Consider the following 16231-nt stretch of genomic DNA (forward strand, 5'->3'; position numbering starts at 1 on the left):
CATGACTATGTATATCTCCTTTTAATTTAGAAATAAAACCCTCCTTACCCCTTAGAAATAATATTTGTAACACACCAATTAATGTTGGTTTGTCTGGTATTAAGTGAATATCTTAAATGTAAAAGCTCCGATAGCTAATCGAGCGGGCAGTTGATTAGCTATCGGAGCAAAATTTTATTTAAATTTAGTCAGGTCTTTTTTCGAAGAAGCAATTTTTTTTAATGTGACACAAATATACATCGTCAAGAATGCGGCAAGGCCTCCACAAGTATCTATTATCACATCTCGAAAGGCAGGTCCTCTTCCTGGAACAAAAGCTTGATGATACTCATCTGAGCATGCATATAAAAACACAATCAATATAATCTTAATAAAAACTTTAATGTCTAGATTCTTCTTTGTATTTATAGCTCTATATAACAGAAAATATAAAATAAAATATTCAGTGAAATGAGCTGCTTTTCTAACTATAAAATCACTCAAAGTCCCAAATATGCTATTTAAATCTAATCCAAGTAAGTTGAATACAGATGCAACAAATTTATTATTTCCACTTGATACTTCTCCAACTTGGCTAGAAAACAAAAATATTAATATCATCCACCCTATAACCAAAATCCAATCTATATGTTTCTTCTTCATATACACACCCCTTAATCATTTCACTAACTTCTCTTTATTAACACTTCAATTATGATTTAATTAAATATACTTGTCAATAATAATATCTTTAGAGTTTTAGTAACATCATGTAATGGTTACAGTCCTTTAACATAGAGAAGTACCCTGTAAAACCAAACATTTATTTTTGCATGTTGACAAATTTCATCTTGCAAGTTAAAATGATTTAAAGTTATTTATCTAAAAACTGTGACGAGAAGAGTAAATGTAGGAAGTAGTTAAAGCGAGTGGATTATAGTGTAAGTTCCATACGAAGCCTATGTTGAATAACATCTCTGAGTTTCCAACTGAAATCCTTGTGAAATTAGGTATGGACGGAGCCTAACCGTTATTTATAGGGCAGTATCGAAGATTTATTTCCGTACTGATTATGAGTGAGCTTTTTCAGCTAATTTAGGTGGTACCACGGAAGTCTAACCTTTCGTCCTAGAAACTAGGATGAAGGTTTTTTGTTTTTTGTTTAAATTTTTAAAATTATTTAGCACGACCATTATAATCATTACAAAAAAAATCACAACATTACTAGGAGGTTTTATTTATGATAACTTACAAGAAAGGACTTGCAATTCCCGATGGATACAATCCACTTCTCGGATTAAAGCATACGGAAATTGCTATTAAACAATTAAAAGATTATTTTGAAAACAGGCTATCAAAAGAGTTATCTCTTACCAGGGTCTCAGCTCCTCTTTTCGTAAAGTCTAGCACCGGTTTAAATGATAACCTAAGCGGTACTGAACGTGCTGTTTCCTTTGATATGAAAGCCATGACTGATACACCTATTGAAATCGTACATTCTTTAGCTAAATGGAAACGTATGGCTTTATATAGATATAATTTTGAGTCCGGAGAAGGTCTATATACTGATATGAATGCTATAAGACGCGATGAAGATTTAGATAACCTTCACTCCATATATGTGGACCAATGGGATTGGGAAAAGGTTATTCTTAAAAAAGAAAGAACTTTAGATAAATTAAAAGAAATTGTAACTAGTATTTATGCAGTTTTTAAAGATACTGAGGACCATATCCACAAACTATATCCTGAAATAGACCAATTTTTACCTGAAAAAATCTTCTTTATAACTACACAAGAACTAGAGGATATGTACCCTTCTCTTACCCCAAAAGAAAGGGAAGATGCCATATGCAAAGAAAAACTTGCAGTATTTATAATGCAAATTGGTGGCGACCTAAAATCTGGCGAAAAGCACGATGGTAGAGCTCCCGACTATGATGATTGGTCACTTAATGGAGATATCGTATTCTGGTATCCAATACTAGAAAAAGCCTTTGAACTTTCCTCTATGGGAATAAGAGTTGATGAAATAGCGCTAAAAGAGCAACTTGCATTATCAGGTTGTGAGAAACGTTGTACATTAGAATTCCATAGGATGTTACTGGAAGGTAAGCTCCCATATACTATGGGTGGTGGCATAGGCCAATCTAGAATGTGTATGTATTTCCTAAACAAGGCTCATATTGGTGAAGTTCACGCCTCAATATGGCCAGATGAAATGATAACCGATTGTATAGACGAGAATATAGTTTTACTATAACAAAGAGAAAACTATTCAAAAAAGATTAACCTTAGAAAAACACTGTAACTAACTATTACAGTGTTTTTCTAAAGTTATTTTTGTAATATTTATAATTTATTACTATTTACATTTTACCGCAGTTCCATAAGCAATAACCTCTGCGGCCCCTTGCATTATAGCGCTAGTTGCATATCTTATGTTAATGACACCATCAGCACTCAAACCTTCTGCTTCTTCTACCATACGTTTTGTTGCTATAGCCCGAGCTTCATTCATCATCTCTGAGTAACTTTTAATTTCTCCGCCAACTAAAGTTTTAAAATTGCTTAAAATATCCTTGCCCACATTTTTTGACCATACAACTGATCCTTTAACAATAGAAATAGTCTCTATATCTTTGCCAGTAATATAATCAGTATTTACTAATATCATTCTCATCACCCCTTCTTATTTCCTTTATTCTTTCATACATGTTATAACTTAATACTCCCATAATTCCTATAAAAATAATTACTGATAGTGGTAGTAAGAACGCTGGCCCCCCATCCTCTACTATTGTATAAAACATACCTATAGTATAGGCTCCAGCTATTATAACAAAAATAAGTGTTATAACTATAGTTATAATAACTTTCTTCATTTTAACTCCCTCATCCCAAAATTATTTATTATTTATATTATACAACACATCTGAAATAATTGGAATAATTTATCTATAGGTGATTTATGATAACAAATTAACACATCTCTAAATTAATTTTATTTCAAATATTTTAGGCCACATCTTTCCAGTTACAAAGGTGCGATTATTTTTTTTATCATACGTTATTCCATTCAGTGTACCTGCTCTTTTACATTCTTTAGGACTTAGCAGTCCTTTAAGCTCTATCCATCCAGTTATTTTCCCGCTATGTGGACAAATTCTAGCAATTTTATCACATTTCCATACATTCGCATAAATTTCCCCTTTAATAAACTCCAATTCATTTAGTTTTTTAATAGGCTTAAATTCATCATGTACTTTAATACTATACACCTTTTTAAAATTTTGGGGATTTAAAAAATATATTTCATCTGTACCATCACTCATAATTAAATGCTCATCGTTGTGAGTGATTCCCCACCCCTCTGTATTATAGTAAAATTTATTAATTAAATTAAAAGTATCTTTATCATAAATAAATCCCACATTAGATTTCCATGTTAGCTGAAAAATTTTATCATTATAAAGTGTAATTCCTTCGCCAAAATAATTTCTATCTAATTTGTGTAACTTTAAAATCTCTCCTGTTTGCAAATCTACTTTACGTAGTGTGGATTCATTAATTCTTCCGGTGCTTTCATAAAGAAGCCCATCTTCATATACTAGCCCCTCGGTAAAAGCATTAACATCATGTGGATAAGTGTTTATAATATTATAAGAATATCTTGGAACATTATTGAAATATATCATAACCCTCACTTCCTAAATAGTTTATATTTTATATTTATTATATGTATATTTCAATAGCTATATTAGTGTGCCCCAAAAATATACATTATTTGAAGCGCATTTCACATGATATGTTCCTATATATACAAATTATAAAAGTTGACCCTGGATCTTCACCCAAGGAACTCAGGTTTTTTTACATTGTCTGCTCTTATTGCCTTTTTCATTATAGTCAAATCTACAGTTTGATTGTCTTTATCAAAGCAGCAAGGATATTTGGTGCCACACTGATTACATTCTATAAATTCCTTGAAACAAGTCTGTTCTCTATTATCAAATAAAAACGGAAGATTTTCTGCTCCTTCATCATCTATATTTATATTTACTGTATCTATTTTATATGTATAGAGATAAGTTGCCTCATGTTTTATTTCGAAGTTTTTACTATTACATTTTGGGCATACTAGTGATTCATTTATTTTCAATTTATAACATCCTCTCTGTCTTAGCATATTTATAGTATTTCTTTGTTTTCTTTCATATTTCTATTATTAGCCTTAGAGTTTTATAGTGTTTTTATACATTAAATGATAAACTAGTTATAATAACTGTATATTATTTTTAATAAATAAAATCTCATTTTATTATTAAATTTCTTTATATAAATTTAATTTTATTTTCTAAATCTATATCAGTCGGTACTATAGATCTAGAAATAAGATTGGGGGTTAAACTTTGATTAATACTAGAAAACAGATAAGTACATCTATTTTAGAATCACAAAATTTATTTAAAGATATATTTGTTCCTGTAAATAAACGTCCTGGGTTTATTAGATCGAAATCACCTAATATACCCATTTATTTTTATAGATATATTGGCACTTGTAAAAATAAAGAACTCTATTATGAGAATTTACATAAACTAAACGATGAGCTGACTTCACTTCAAAGCTTATATTTAAAATTCACCTCAGGAATACCAATGACAATTTTATCTACCTCTATATTACAAATACCCTGGGATGGACTTCTTAGTTCCAATCCACTCCAAAGAAATACTTTAATTAGTATTCTTAAAACTAAAGGACTACTGCCGAACATAAAAAACAACTTCCTCGATGATTATATTGAAAGTAGTTTTGATGAAACCTTAGACCTTTATTTAGCAAATAAACCTAATGTTACAGAAACTGTAATCAAGAATTTTGCTGTTAAATTTTTAGGATGGATTGGAGAGTTTGTTCCAAAATTATTCCAAAACTCTGATTATAACCCTAAAATTGAAAAAGATATTATTAATCCTAAAGTCCTTTTTTATGGTGAGATAAAAAACCATGAAATATATTTTTTAATATTCTTATCGAAGCTAGGTTGTGATGTTCTTTATATTAATTCACTATCCGATATGGATTTCGCCAAAATTGATAAAGAAAATATGTATTCAAAACTCATAAATTTACCTAAGACTGAACCATTAATAGATCTTAATTTTAAAACAAACCTTACTAATACTAAAGCTAAAAAAGAGGATACTATTGAATCTCCAAAAACTATTACTCAAAACAAACAGCATGTTGTAGAAAACAGAAATTCATCTTTATATATAACCTTTAAAGATTCTATTAACATTATCCTTAAAAGCAGTATGAATATATTTGATGATTTAACCATACCTGCCAATAAAAGAATTGGGTTTTTAGGTGGCTCTTCTGCTTTTATCCCAGTATATTTTTATAGGTATATAGGAATAAAGCAAAATGAAGATGACTATTATAATGACCTATTTAAATTAGACAAAAACTTTAGTATCTTCGAAGGTTTATATTTAAGATTTACAGACTCTATACCCATACGCTCTAATCCTAAATTAATCACCAGTACTTTAAACATATGGCAATATATAGATCCTTGTGATGTATCACTCACAAGGAAGCTTGCGGCTCTATTTCTAGAACACAAGGTTTTCCCGACGAGTAATCATACTTTAAATTGCTCTATGGCAAATAGTTTTAGCTATATATTAGATTTATACTGTAAGGAAGAAAAAAATTTAAACCTGTCCAAAGTTAGAAATTTTTCTTTGAAATTACTTTCTTGGGTTTATGAATTTGTTCCAAACCTTATGAAAAATTTCGACTTTCAAAATACTTCGTCCGATGAAATTTTTAATCCTAAAGTAATATATTATGGTGATATTAAAAAACATGAGCTTTTATTCTTGATTTTTTTATCTAGATTAGGCTGTGATATTATATATATAAATTCCTTCTGTGATATGATTTTAGAGATTACAGAATATAGTGATCTATTTTCAAAAAGCTTTGAACTCCCATATAAAGCACATTTAAAAGAATTTCCAAAAGAAGAATTACTCATAAGACACGAAACTATTGCTCTAAAAGCCTCAAGGGAATTAGAGGCTACACTATATACCGATGATGATGGCTTTTATAAGCCTTGGCAATTTGAAAAATATGAAACTCACCCTACTACGTTAAAAACTACCTTTTATGAGCTGAAAATTTTATGGGATGAACCCTCTAGTTTGCGCACAGGATTTAAAGTAGAGAATAGCACCGTATATATGCCAAACTTATTCGCGAAAATAAGCGGTGTACACAGCGATTTGAATTTATATTGGAATGATTTCTTTAAGTTAAAATCATCAGATAATACATTACTTATAGCTGAAATTCCTTTTACTAAGGTAACCTACTCCAAAACCGATTTATACTCCTTAGCCTTTGTACTTGATAATATCGGGTTAATTGATAAACAAAAACTACTAAATCATAGCTGTTACAAATTTTCTTATTTAAAAACTTCCCTGCAACATACTATTTTACAAAAAATAAATTATTTGATGAAAACCGATATGCTAATAAAAACTATAGATAAAGAATTCAAATTAAAGATTTTAATGACCATATTAAATCTTGATAAAAATATACTACAGCTAATTCAGCAGTATGATTACCCTTCAAAAATACCTAAACTTGTTATTTATGATAATAATGAAAGTATTTTTAGCGATGAAGATTCCATTGTATTATGTTTTTTAAACATATTCGGATTTGACATTACTATATTAACTCCTACTGGCTATAATAACATAGAAGGAAAAATCCAGGAAAAATTTTATGATACTCATAGATTAGAAGAAGTTAATTTTAATTTATCCTTACCTGATTTTAAAAACGAAAAAAAATATACCAAAGAAAAAGCAAAAAAATTCTTTTCTAACATCTTTAATTTCAAATGATTTTCTTCAAAAAACAAATAAGGGACTTATTGAGTAAAGTCCCTTATTTATTTTAAATATAAGTTATATAATGTTGATATTTAGGAATTTCAAAGCTAACAATCAATTCCTAAACCGTATCGATCCCATAATTATTACACAAAGCTTCTAACCCACCCCTAAATCCACTACCTATGCAATTAATTTTCCATTCATTTTTATATCTATATATCTCAGCTACTACGATGGCTGTTTCTACAGATAAATTTTCATTAAATTTATAGTTTAGAATTTCTTGTTTATTGTCACCCGCTATAATTCTAAAATATCCATCTGATACTTGCCCAAAGTTTTGCTTCCTTTCATTTGCTTCATATACGGTTACAGTAAAAGCTAATTTTTGAATATGAGGTGGTATTAGATTTAAATCTAGCTGTATGCACTCATTGTAAGCTTCCTTAAGAGAAGTATTATGATCCTTTTTAATTACTATTCCGCCACAAGTGCTCTTAGTGTTTTCATAAAAAATAAAATCTTTTTCTGCTATTTTATCATTTATATCTACCATAAATACCGATACATCTAAATCAAACTCATTATAATTATTTTTTATTATATTATAATCTAATGTTACTATTAATTTCGAAAGATTTTTAGCGTTCTGATTTAAGCTTAACTTCTGCCCTTTCGCTAATTTAATGCTTTTAGTAACATCCACAAGTTTTCTTTTTTCCATATTATTTACCTTTAATGGGACATTAACTTTAGGCTCAGAAATAATTTTAGAATGTACATTGTTTGACCCTTCAGCATTATTCTTATTCGTGTTCTGATTTGGCCCCATTACTACAGTTGCCTTTTTTTCGGGAATAATTGAGGTCTCAACAATTAATTTTCCATATTGTCTCTTTTGAGATATTATTTTTTTATTACTGCTTTCAATAATTATAGCCACAAACACGTACCTCCTAATCTATTGCAACATTTAATCCTGAAGTTCTTTCACAAGGCTGGATAATTACAGTTTCGCCCTGAGAATTAAATTCTAACATATAGGATTCTCCAGAGGTTTGCCCAAGAAAAGTTTTCCAATTTACATCTGTTTTAAAATGAGGGTCAGCGCCTGTCCAGCATACTACTGCATCAGGATCTACTACGCAAGGAGACTCTAGAATAATCGGGTTTCCATTTGTAGTTATAACTACCTGCGCATTATTAGAAGTAGCTGTTAAATTTGATGTAAACATACCCTTTTGAGATATTACACCTGACCCCATAAATCTAACTCCATATTTACACTCCTGCGTAAAAGCAAGTAAATTTTCTCCTTCAACTCCTATACTCTGACCTGACTGAAGTGTAATTATACTAATATGTTGTGCTTTGTCTGCCATATAATAACTTCCCTGTCCATTTACTTTCATAATAGGAATATTCTCACCTGTCAGCTTTCTAGCAGCTAGATTCATAACAGATTTGAATATGCTTTGATTGTTATTTGTATCTACTAATACTTTTTCTTGAGTAAAATTACCCGTGTAAGCCACCATAGCACCAACTTTTGCAAAAAAATGTCCATCTCCCTCGGCGATGCAAGTAAGCTCTTGGTGATTTCTAAAATTAAACATGTATGTTGACTCCTTTCTCAATTTAAATATAGCGGAATTTCTAACTATGTACTCTATGTATTTTTGCAAACTTCCATTTTTTAAAATTCTATGTGTAAAGTATATCATAATGTTGTTAATGATTTATTAACGAATAGATCAATTATATTTATTCTATATTCAGTAATTTCTGTGTGTAATATGTAATTGTGTATAGAAATATGCTATAATTTGTATCACAATCAGTACTATTTATAATCTTTAAATTACTGATTAATTTATTATAATAAATGGAGAACAATTATGCGATATTTTAATAATATTAATAATTCACAAGATATTTTCTTTAAAGCCCCTTCAATTTACGGATTATTTTCCTCAAAGGAAGAGTTATCCTATTCATTAGGCGCATGTTTATACATGCCAGCAACGCGAGAACATTTACTTAAGGACATTCTTTTAAGTAACAAAATGGGTACTCACACCATCAGTCTTTGTCTTGAAGATTCCGTATCTTCAGACCAAGTTGTACAAGCTGAAACTAACATTATTAATCTATTTAAGAGTATCGGCCTTCTTTTAAAAGATAACTCTTCTTTTATCGATAGTCTACCCCTTATTTTTATCAGAGTCCGAAATGTTAGTCAACTTCAAAAGTTGATTAATGAATCTTCTTTAATTGGTCTTTGTGGTTTTATTTTCCCTAAATTTGATTTTACACTTGGAGAAAAATACTTTTCTATACTAAAAGAATACAATATATCTAATAAAAGAACCCTGTACGGAATGCCAATACTCGAAACCCCCTGCATAATTCATAAAGAAACTCGAATAGAAGAACTTACTCGCGTAAAACATATCTTAGATTCTTATAAAGAATATGTTTTAAACATTCGAATTGGCGGAACAGATTTTTCTGGATTATATAGTCTTCGTCGAGGTAAAGATTTCACCATATACGATTTAGCCGTAATAAAGGACTGTATTAGTGATATAATAAATGTCTTTAAACGAGATGATTATGTTATTTCCGGGGTAGTTTATGAATATTATAGCAACGTTTTAGATTTTCATAATAATGTTCTTATTAAAGAAACCCTTTTAGATAGAACCAATGGCTTAACTGGTAAAACTGTTATACATCCAACTCAAGTAAATGTAGTAAATTCTCTTATGGTAGTTTCTAAAGAAGACTATACAGATGCACTTAATATTATCAGTTCATCACTTGATGGTGTAATAAAGAGCAATTATTCCAATAAAATGAATGAGGTAAAACCCCATGAAATGTGGGCTAAAGAAACATTACTAAAAGCTAAAATAATGGGGGTATTAGAGGATGGAAAATCACACAGAGAATTATTACAATCAATCACTTCATTACAATATAGATAATAGCCTACAAATATCACTTAATATAAAAGAAAATAAATGTAACATTCCAGCTTCAAAGCTTTTTACAATGTCCGCTAGAGAAAATAAAAAGAGGGATTTTTTATTTGTAAGTAAGGTTATAGGAAAACATATGCCAATGATTCCAGATACTCTAAAAATTATTGGAGGAATTTTGGCTCGTTTATGGATTAATGAAAGAGAGGACACAGTGCTTTATCCTACTACTGAATTAGTTGATACGCTTATTTCATTAGATGTCTCTCATAACATGGATACCTCTGTTAATCTCCACAGTTTACACGATATTTTAAACACACCCATAAGGCTTGCAAACAAAACCCTTTTTATAGGTTTTGCAGAGACAGCTACAGGTCTTGCTCAATCAGTATTTCAAAACTTCTCAAATGCGGCTTATATACATACTTCGCGTGAGAAAATAACTTCTATAGAACCTGCATTGTTTTTTAATGAAGAACATTCTCATGCAGTAGAGCATTCGCTTTTCCCTTATGAAAGTGATTTTTTTAATAAATTTTCTGATATAGTTTTAATAGACGATGAACTTACTACAGGTAAATCTGCATTAAATTTAATAAAATGCCTTCCCGGGAAATATTTTGGGATAATATCCATTTTAGACTGGCGAGATGCTAATAGTTATAAAATGTTCATTGATGAAAAAAACATAGATGTCAGGGTATGTTCCTTATTAAAAGGTGATATTAAGTGCAGTAAATCAAAAGATATTATTAGCGACGAGATAACTATTCCTCCAAGTTCTACTAAACTAATTCCAAGTAAAGAGTGTGTTTTTCAAATAGCGCAAAGTATTGAGGGCTATAATAAATCTACTGGTAGATTTGGAATTACCTCTCGCGATAATTTGAAAATTTCTGAAGAAATCAATTCAATATCTAAATTTTTGATAAAAGAAAGAACTACTGGAAATTGTCTTTGCATAGGAACTGGGGAGTTTATATATTTACCTTGTAGTATAAGCTCGATGCTCGGAGATAATGTCTATTTTCATTCCACTACAAGAAGTCCCGTTCATGCTAGAAATATAGCTTCTTATGGAAATAAAAATAAGATTGCTTTTCAAAGCCCTGAGGATGACACTATAACTAACTACCTTTATAATATTCCTGATAATTTCTATACCCAGGTATTTTTCTTCTCTGAAAAGCCTTTAACCAAAGAAAAGAAAGATGAATTAAATAGCATTTTCTCTTATTTTCATGCTAAATCCATTATATTTGTATGCTGGAAATGCTAATGTATAATCCCTTTTAAATTGATTACAGCAGATAATTTTTAAGTTTCTTAAATAATATAAAAAAGAGGTGTATTTAAATGAATAAATGTATTTTTTCAGGAAGCTACTGCACGGAAGATGTTGTATTTCTTCTTAAAGACATATCACACCTTATAGTGGAGCAAGATAATGAATTTAGAGAAAATGCTATACAAAGTGGAATCCACTATTCAGAAATGTTACCAATAGAATATACTCCCTCAAAAGGATACATGGATATTTTCTATAGTACCCTTGAGCATTCAAAAAACAAACTAGCTTCTCTAGTTTCTATATTAAGCGAGAAAATTATAGCTAAAAGAGGTAAAAATATTGTTTTAGTCTCTCTTGCAAGAGCCGGTACACCTATTGGCATATTAATTAAAAGATATATACAGTTTAAGTATAATATAACCGCTCCTCATTACAGTATTTCTATAATACGTGATAAAGGCATAGATAAAAATGCACTTATGTATATATTAAAGAATCACCCCTTCTTAGAGATACAATTCATTGATGGGTGGACAGGTAAAGGGGTTATTCAACATACATTAACAAAAGCTTGCAAAGAATATTCGCAGGAGTTTAATATAACCTTGAATTCGGACCTAGCCGTACTATCGGACCCCGCTCATTGTACCCTCATTTATGGTACAAGAGAAGATTTTTTAATTCCAAGCGCTTGTCTTAATTCTACAGTTTCGGGTCTTGTAAGCAGGACTGTACTTAATGATAAGTTTATTTGCAGTGATGATTTTCACGGTATAAAATTTTATAAAGAATTAACGCCCGCTGATGTTTCCAATTTCTATATAGATGAAATATGTAACTGTTTCGATGAGCTAGATAATAATTATCTATATGAACTGTTGAATGACCCAAACGTTACACAAGTTGCCGCGGATATTGAGTTTGATGGTAATTCTTTAAACTGCAAAGGACTTCGCGACATCGAAAGCATCAGACATAAATTTGGCATCAATAATATTAATCTTATAAAGCCAGGAATTGGGGAAACCACACGAGTACTTCTAAGAAGAATTCCCTTTAAAATACTAGTTGACTCCTTTGATAATCCAAATTTAAAGCATATATTTACGTTAGCCGCGGAAAAGGATATTCCTGTAGAAATATATACCGATATGTGCTATTCCTGCTGTGGCATTATTAAATCTAAAGAAAAAGAAGATCTATAAGGATGTGTTTTTATGATATTTGCCTCGGACCTTGATAGTACGCTTATATATTCTTCAAGACATTGTAACTTAATTAATGAAGAAAACCTTTTTCCTGTTGACTTTTATAATAACAATATGTGCAGTTTTATTACTAAATCCATGCACAATAAACTTGAACATATAAATGAAATTATGCTTTTTATACCTGTTACCACTCGTTCCCCAGAGCAATACACGCGAATGAAATATTTTTATGATATAATAAAACCTAAATATGCCGTTGTAGCCAATGGAGGTATCATTCTTAAGAATGGTATTGAACTTAAATCTTGGACAGATATAAGCTCTAATAAGCTTAAAAAAGTTGTATCTGTTAGGAATATGATAGTATTATGCAGTTTCTTTTTAGAAAGTGATTTTATAAAATCATATAAAACTTGTGAAGATTTATTCATATACTCTATTGTGGATGAGGACAAACTAGCTAATAACATAACAAATGGGAAAGTGGAATTAGATTATTTTGAAGTATTACGTTCATTTTGCAAAGGCTATAATTACAGCGTATCAAAGCAAGGTAAAAAGGTATATATAGTACCTAATTGTATAAATAAATATGATCCTATAAATTATATAATGCAACTAGAAAATACAAATATATTCCTTGCTGCTGGTGATTCTCTGCTAGACTACCCCCTAATTAAACATTCAAATTATGGATTAGTTCCGTCTCACGGAGAATTACTAAGTAACCTTTTCGAGAAAACACTCCATAATAATGTCTATATTACAAAAAAATCTGGTATATTTGCAGGTGAGGAAATTTTAAATATAGTACATCAAAAATTCCACGAAATTAACGATATTTCTCGTAATGAAGTATGTTCCTATATTGAATAATATTACGTTTACCTTATTTAGAACAAATTAAATCCCCCATTATTGATTAAAATCAATAATAGGGGATTTATCATTTTGTCCACATGAAAATAAATAATAAGTACGTATTCCAGTCTATTTATTTTCATATTCCTACTCTTCTAAGCTACTCTCTTTTCTTCTGATTCTTCTTCTATTTGTTGTTGTTCTTTTTTTACAAAAGGCTTCACAATCAATTTCACAATTTCATTTACTACTATTATAAGTGAAGATAAAATGATTATCTTTAACCACATAGTAGCGCTTAAAGACACTGCATTAAAGAATTTTGAAAACACTTCAGTTACAAATATTTGTGTTACTGCTGTAATCATAATTATCTTTAAAAATATAGTGTTCTTTGTAAGGCTAGGAAATATGCTATCTGACCCAAATTCTCTACAATTAAAAGCATTAAATAATGCACTGAAAGCAAATAATGCAAATAATGCTGTTTGCATTTCGTTTGGTCCTGCAATCCCATCTTTAGGGAATCCAGTTCCTAATATGTCAAATTTCATCTGAATCATGATAACACAAGTTATATATAAAGCATTGGCAATCATACTTCTTAACATTTGTTTAGTTATAATACTAGCATTTCTATTTGTAGGTTTTCTGTTTAAAACAGCATCTCTTACTGGTTCTAGTCCCAGGGATAGTGCCGGTGGGCCATCCATTATAATATTTACCCATAGAAGTTGTATTGTAGTGAATGGCATTTGAAAGTCAAACACTACAGATAAAATTGCTGTTAAGAATGCAATTATATTTACAGTTATCTGGAATTGAATAAATCTTTGGAAGTTTTCATAAATACCTCTTCCCCATTTAATTCCTTTTACTATAGTCCCAAAACTATCATCTGTTAAAATTATATCCGCTGCATTTTTACTAACTTCGGTACCAGCTATACCCATAGCTATACCCACATCTGCTCTTGTAAGGGCTGGAGCATCATTTATTCCATCTCCAGTTACTGCAACTACTTCTCCATTACTTTGAAGAGCCTCAACTATTCTCATTTTTGTATCAGGCTTTGAACGTGCTACTATTGAGATTGTTGTTATTTCATCTTTAAGTTCCTCATCAGATAATGTATCTATATAAGTAGCCTCTACTGCCCTATTTTTACCACTAAGTAATCCTAATTCTTTTCCTATAGCAATGGCGGTATTAATGTTATCCCCTGTAAGCATTTTTGTAGAAACTCCTGCTTTTTTAGCAGTTTCTACGGCTTCCTTAACGTCAAGTCTTAGAGGATCTCTTATTCCTACGAATCCTGTAAACACTAAGTCATTTTCTAAAGTGCCTTGCTCGGATGCCATAGCTACCTCTTCACTTATATTTCTATATGCAAATCCAAGTACACGCATAGATTTTCTCTGAAGTTTCTCTATTTCATCTAATATTTCTTCTCGTCTTGCTTGATCGAGCTCCACTTCCATGCAATTAATATGTTCATACTTGCATAATTCTAAAATAATTTCTGGCGCTCCCTTTGTTAATACTGTGGCACCTTTATCCTCTTCTATAACAGTACTCATTCTCTTACGCTTTGAACTAAATGGAATTTGATGAGCTATTTTTGCGCTTTGTCTTTCTTGTACATAATCACAAGCATCATTGTATAAAAGAAGAGCACATTCTGTTGCACTACCTAAATATTTTACTTCTTTATCAGCTTTCTCAATATCTGCTGTTGAATTTACGATACAGTTATCTATAAAATAGTTATTTCTATCGCTTAATTCATCTCTTGCTTTGAACTTGCCATTTAAGTAAACTTGTTCTACAGTCATTCTATTTTGAGTAAGTGTACCTGTTTTATCTGAGCATATTACACTTACAGAACCTATTGTTTCACAGGCTTCTTTTTTAGTAACAAGCGCATTTATCTTAGCCATCTTTTGCATAGTTATTGCAAGTGTCATATTTATCATTGTTGGAAGACCTTCTGGAACAGCTGCAACAATTAAAGCAACACATACAACAAACGCAGTTTTTATTGGTCCAACAGACTCTAAAAAGGCAAATACACCGGTAGTATCTGGTGATATAGTATTTGCTAGAACCATTTTTATAATCATAATTATAAATAGTATCGCAGCTATTGCGCTTGATACTTTTGAAATCTTAGCACCCAAATCTCCAAGTTTTGCTTGAAGCGGTGTTTCTAAATCACTTTCTTCAAGATTTTTAGCTATTTCGCCCATTTGTGAGCTATCACCAGTGGAAGTAACTACAAAGCTAGCTCTACCATACGCAATAAGTGTTCCCCCGAAAACCATATTCGTTTGTTTTGCTGGAATAGGGTCTTGCACAATATTTTTATCTTTAGCTTGTATATTTTCCATTTCTATAATAACATCGAAATCCTTGCTCACGTCTTCTGATTCTCCTGTAAGCATATCCTCTCTAACCATTAAATCTATACTACTTATGAGTCTTCCGTCCGCTGGTACCATATCACCCGTCTCAATTGAAACTATATCACCAGGTACCAAATCACTTTTATTCACTTGAACAATTTTCCCATTGCGCAATGCTTTTACTTCTATATTTTCTGTCATTTTTGAAAGCGCATCTGCAGCTTTTTGTGATTTTCCTTCTGTGAAAATTCCTATGCCAATTCCTATTGCTACAGCACATACTATACCAATGGCGTCACTAAACTCTCCTACTAATGCACTAATTACCGCTGCCACTAAAAGTATTATCATCATAGGCTCAGTTATTGCCTCCTTAATACTATCCCACATCGATCCCTTTTCTTGTTTAGTAAATTCGTTAGCACCATACTTTGCTAGTCTTTCTTTAATCTCAGAACCCGATAATCCCTTACTACTATCAACTTTAAGACTTTTTAAAACTTCTGAGATCTGCTTATTAAAATATTTCATGTTATCCACCCTTCTGTAATTTACATAATTTCTT

Annotated in this window: 14 protein-coding genes and 1 other annotated feature; of the genes, 6 read left to right on the forward strand and 8 right to left on the reverse strand. The window is 30.6% G+C overall.

The features are described 5' to 3' along the window. Window positions 1-174 precede the first annotated feature (174 nt). Complete coding sequence (locus ACWJJT_RS10630; RefSeq protein ID WP_462954716.1) at window positions 175-642, reverse strand: VanZ family protein; 468 nt, start codon at window positions 640-642, stop codon at window positions 175-177. Window positions 643-861: 219 nt separating this feature from the next. Further along, window positions 862-1113, forward strand: a binding site (T-box leader). Window positions 1114-1219: 106 nt separating this feature from the next. Between ACWJJT_RS10630 and asnA the strand changes: the two genes are divergently transcribed. Beyond that, a complete protein-coding gene (gene asnA, locus ACWJJT_RS10635) occupies window positions 1220-2242 on the forward strand; it encodes an aspartate--ammonia ligase (protein ID WP_462954717.1) in 1023 nt (340 codons plus the stop codon). A gap of 102 nt (window positions 2243-2344) precedes the next feature. Here the strand turns inward: asnA and ACWJJT_RS10640 are convergent, their stop codons facing one another. From ACWJJT_RS10640 to ACWJJT_RS10655, 4 genes are all read right to left on the reverse strand, one after another. After that, a complete protein-coding gene (locus tag ACWJJT_RS10640) occupies window positions 2345-2656 on the reverse strand; it encodes a YbjQ family protein (RefSeq protein ID WP_462954718.1) in 312 nt (103 codons plus the stop codon). Further along, entirely contained in the window at window positions 2637-2864 is a 228-nt protein-coding gene (locus ACWJJT_RS10645) for a hypothetical protein (protein ID WP_462954719.1), read from the reverse strand. The genes ACWJJT_RS10640 and ACWJJT_RS10645 overlap by 20 nt, the downstream gene beginning before the upstream one ends. Window positions 2865-2972: 108 nt before the next feature. Then, complete coding sequence (locus tag ACWJJT_RS10650; RefSeq protein ID WP_216304207.1) at window positions 2973-3677, reverse strand: glutaminyl-peptide cyclotransferase; 705 nt, start codon at window positions 3675-3677, stop codon at window positions 2973-2975. A gap of 152 nt (window positions 3678-3829) precedes the next feature. After that, a complete protein-coding gene (locus ACWJJT_RS10655) occupies window positions 3830-4141 on the reverse strand; it encodes a hypothetical protein (RefSeq protein ID WP_216304206.1) in 312 nt (103 codons plus the stop codon). Between the two features lie 250 nt (window positions 4142-4391). Here ACWJJT_RS10655 and ACWJJT_RS10660 point away from each other — a divergent pair, with 250 nt between their 5' ends. After that, window positions 4392-6920, forward strand: a complete 2529-nt coding sequence (locus ACWJJT_RS10660) for a YceG family protein (protein WP_462954720.1) — start codon at window positions 4392-4394, stop codon at window positions 6918-6920. A 109-nt stretch (window positions 6921-7029) separates the two neighbouring features. On the opposite strand, the gene ACWJJT_RS10665 is transcribed toward ACWJJT_RS10660, so the two are convergent. Together ACWJJT_RS10665 and ACWJJT_RS10670 are read right to left on the reverse strand one after the other, a co-directional pair. Beyond that, window positions 7030-7854, reverse strand: coding sequence for a TerD family protein (locus tag ACWJJT_RS10665; protein WP_462954721.1), 825 nt, complete (start codon window positions 7852-7854; stop codon window positions 7030-7032). Between the two features lie 13 nt (window positions 7855-7867). Next, window positions 7868-8527 (reverse strand): AIM24 family protein, encoded by a 660-nt coding sequence (locus ACWJJT_RS10670; protein ID WP_165413746.1) that lies wholly within the window; start codon window positions 8525-8527, stop codon window positions 7868-7870. Window positions 8528-8809: 282 nt separating this feature from the next. Here ACWJJT_RS10670 and ACWJJT_RS10675 point away from each other — a divergent pair, with 282 nt between their 5' ends. From ACWJJT_RS10675 to ACWJJT_RS10690, 4 genes are all read left to right on the forward strand, one after another. Further along, window positions 8810-9901, forward strand: a complete 1092-nt coding sequence (locus tag ACWJJT_RS10675) for an HpcH/HpaI aldolase/citrate lyase family protein (RefSeq protein ID WP_220287427.1) — start codon at window positions 8810-8812, stop codon at window positions 9899-9901. Beyond that, on the forward strand, window positions 9846-11177 hold the full coding sequence (locus ACWJJT_RS10680; protein ID WP_220287429.1) for a phosphoribosyltransferase family protein: 1332 nt from the start codon (window positions 9846-9848) through the stop codon (window positions 11175-11177). The genes ACWJJT_RS10675 and ACWJJT_RS10680 overlap by 56 nt, the downstream gene beginning before the upstream one ends. Window positions 11178-11254: 77 nt before the next feature. Then, on the forward strand, window positions 11255-12394 hold the full coding sequence (locus tag ACWJJT_RS10685) for a cysteine protease StiP family protein (protein ID WP_462954722.1): 1140 nt from the start codon (window positions 11255-11257) through the stop codon (window positions 12392-12394). A 12-nt stretch (window positions 12395-12406) separates the two neighbouring features. Beyond that, window positions 12407-13276, forward strand: a complete 870-nt coding sequence (locus ACWJJT_RS10690; protein WP_220287434.1) for an HAD family hydrolase — start codon at window positions 12407-12409, stop codon at window positions 13274-13276. A 140-nt stretch (window positions 13277-13416) separates the two neighbouring features. On the opposite strand, the gene ACWJJT_RS10695 is transcribed toward ACWJJT_RS10690, so the two are convergent. Next, window positions 13417-16197, reverse strand: coding sequence for a calcium-translocating P-type ATPase, PMCA-type (locus tag ACWJJT_RS10695; protein WP_220287436.1), 2781 nt, complete (start codon window positions 16195-16197; stop codon window positions 13417-13419). Between the last annotated feature and the right edge of the window lie 34 nt (window positions 16198-16231).

The organism is Clostridium sp. CM041 (assembly GCF_055081035.1).

What these genes read in the sequence shown, in the direction of transcription:
- ACWJJT_RS10630 (WP_462954716.1), bottom strand. Translation starts at nt 642, where the DNA reads ATGAAGAAGAAACATATAGATTGGATTTTGGTTATAGGGTGGATGATA.
- asnA (WP_462954717.1), top strand. Translation starts at nt 1,220, where the DNA reads ATGATAACTTACAAGAAAGGACTTGCAATTCCCGATGGATACAATCCA.
- ACWJJT_RS10640 (WP_462954718.1), bottom strand. Translation starts at nt 2,656, where the DNA reads ATGATATTAGTAAATACTGATTATATTACTGGCAAAGATATAGAGACT.
- ACWJJT_RS10645 (WP_462954719.1), bottom strand. Translation starts at nt 2,864, where the DNA reads ATGAAGAAAGTTATTATAACTATAGTTATAACACTTATTTTTGTTATA.
- ACWJJT_RS10650 (WP_216304207.1), bottom strand. Translation starts at nt 3,677, where the DNA reads ATGATATATTTCAATAATGTTCCAAGATATTCTTATAATATTATAAAC.
- ACWJJT_RS10670 (WP_165413746.1), bottom strand. Translation starts at nt 8,527, where the DNA reads ATGTTTAATTTTAGAAATCACCAAGAGCTTACTTGCATCGCCGAGGGA.
- ACWJJT_RS10675 (WP_220287427.1), top strand. Translation starts at nt 8,810, where the DNA reads ATGCGATATTTTAATAATATTAATAATTCACAAGATATTTTCTTTAAA.
- ACWJJT_RS10680 (WP_220287429.1), top strand. Translation starts at nt 9,846, where the DNA reads ATGGAAAATCACACAGAGAATTATTACAATCAATCACTTCATTACAAT.
- ACWJJT_RS10685 (WP_462954722.1), top strand. Translation starts at nt 11,255, where the DNA reads ATGAATAAATGTATTTTTTCAGGAAGCTACTGCACGGAAGATGTTGTA.
- ACWJJT_RS10690 (WP_220287434.1), top strand. Translation starts at nt 12,407, where the DNA reads ATGATATTTGCCTCGGACCTTGATAGTACGCTTATATATTCTTCAAGA.
- ACWJJT_RS10695 (WP_220287436.1), bottom strand. Translation starts at nt 16,197, where the DNA reads ATGAAATATTTTAATAAGCAGATCTCAGAAGTTTTAAAAAGTCTTAAA.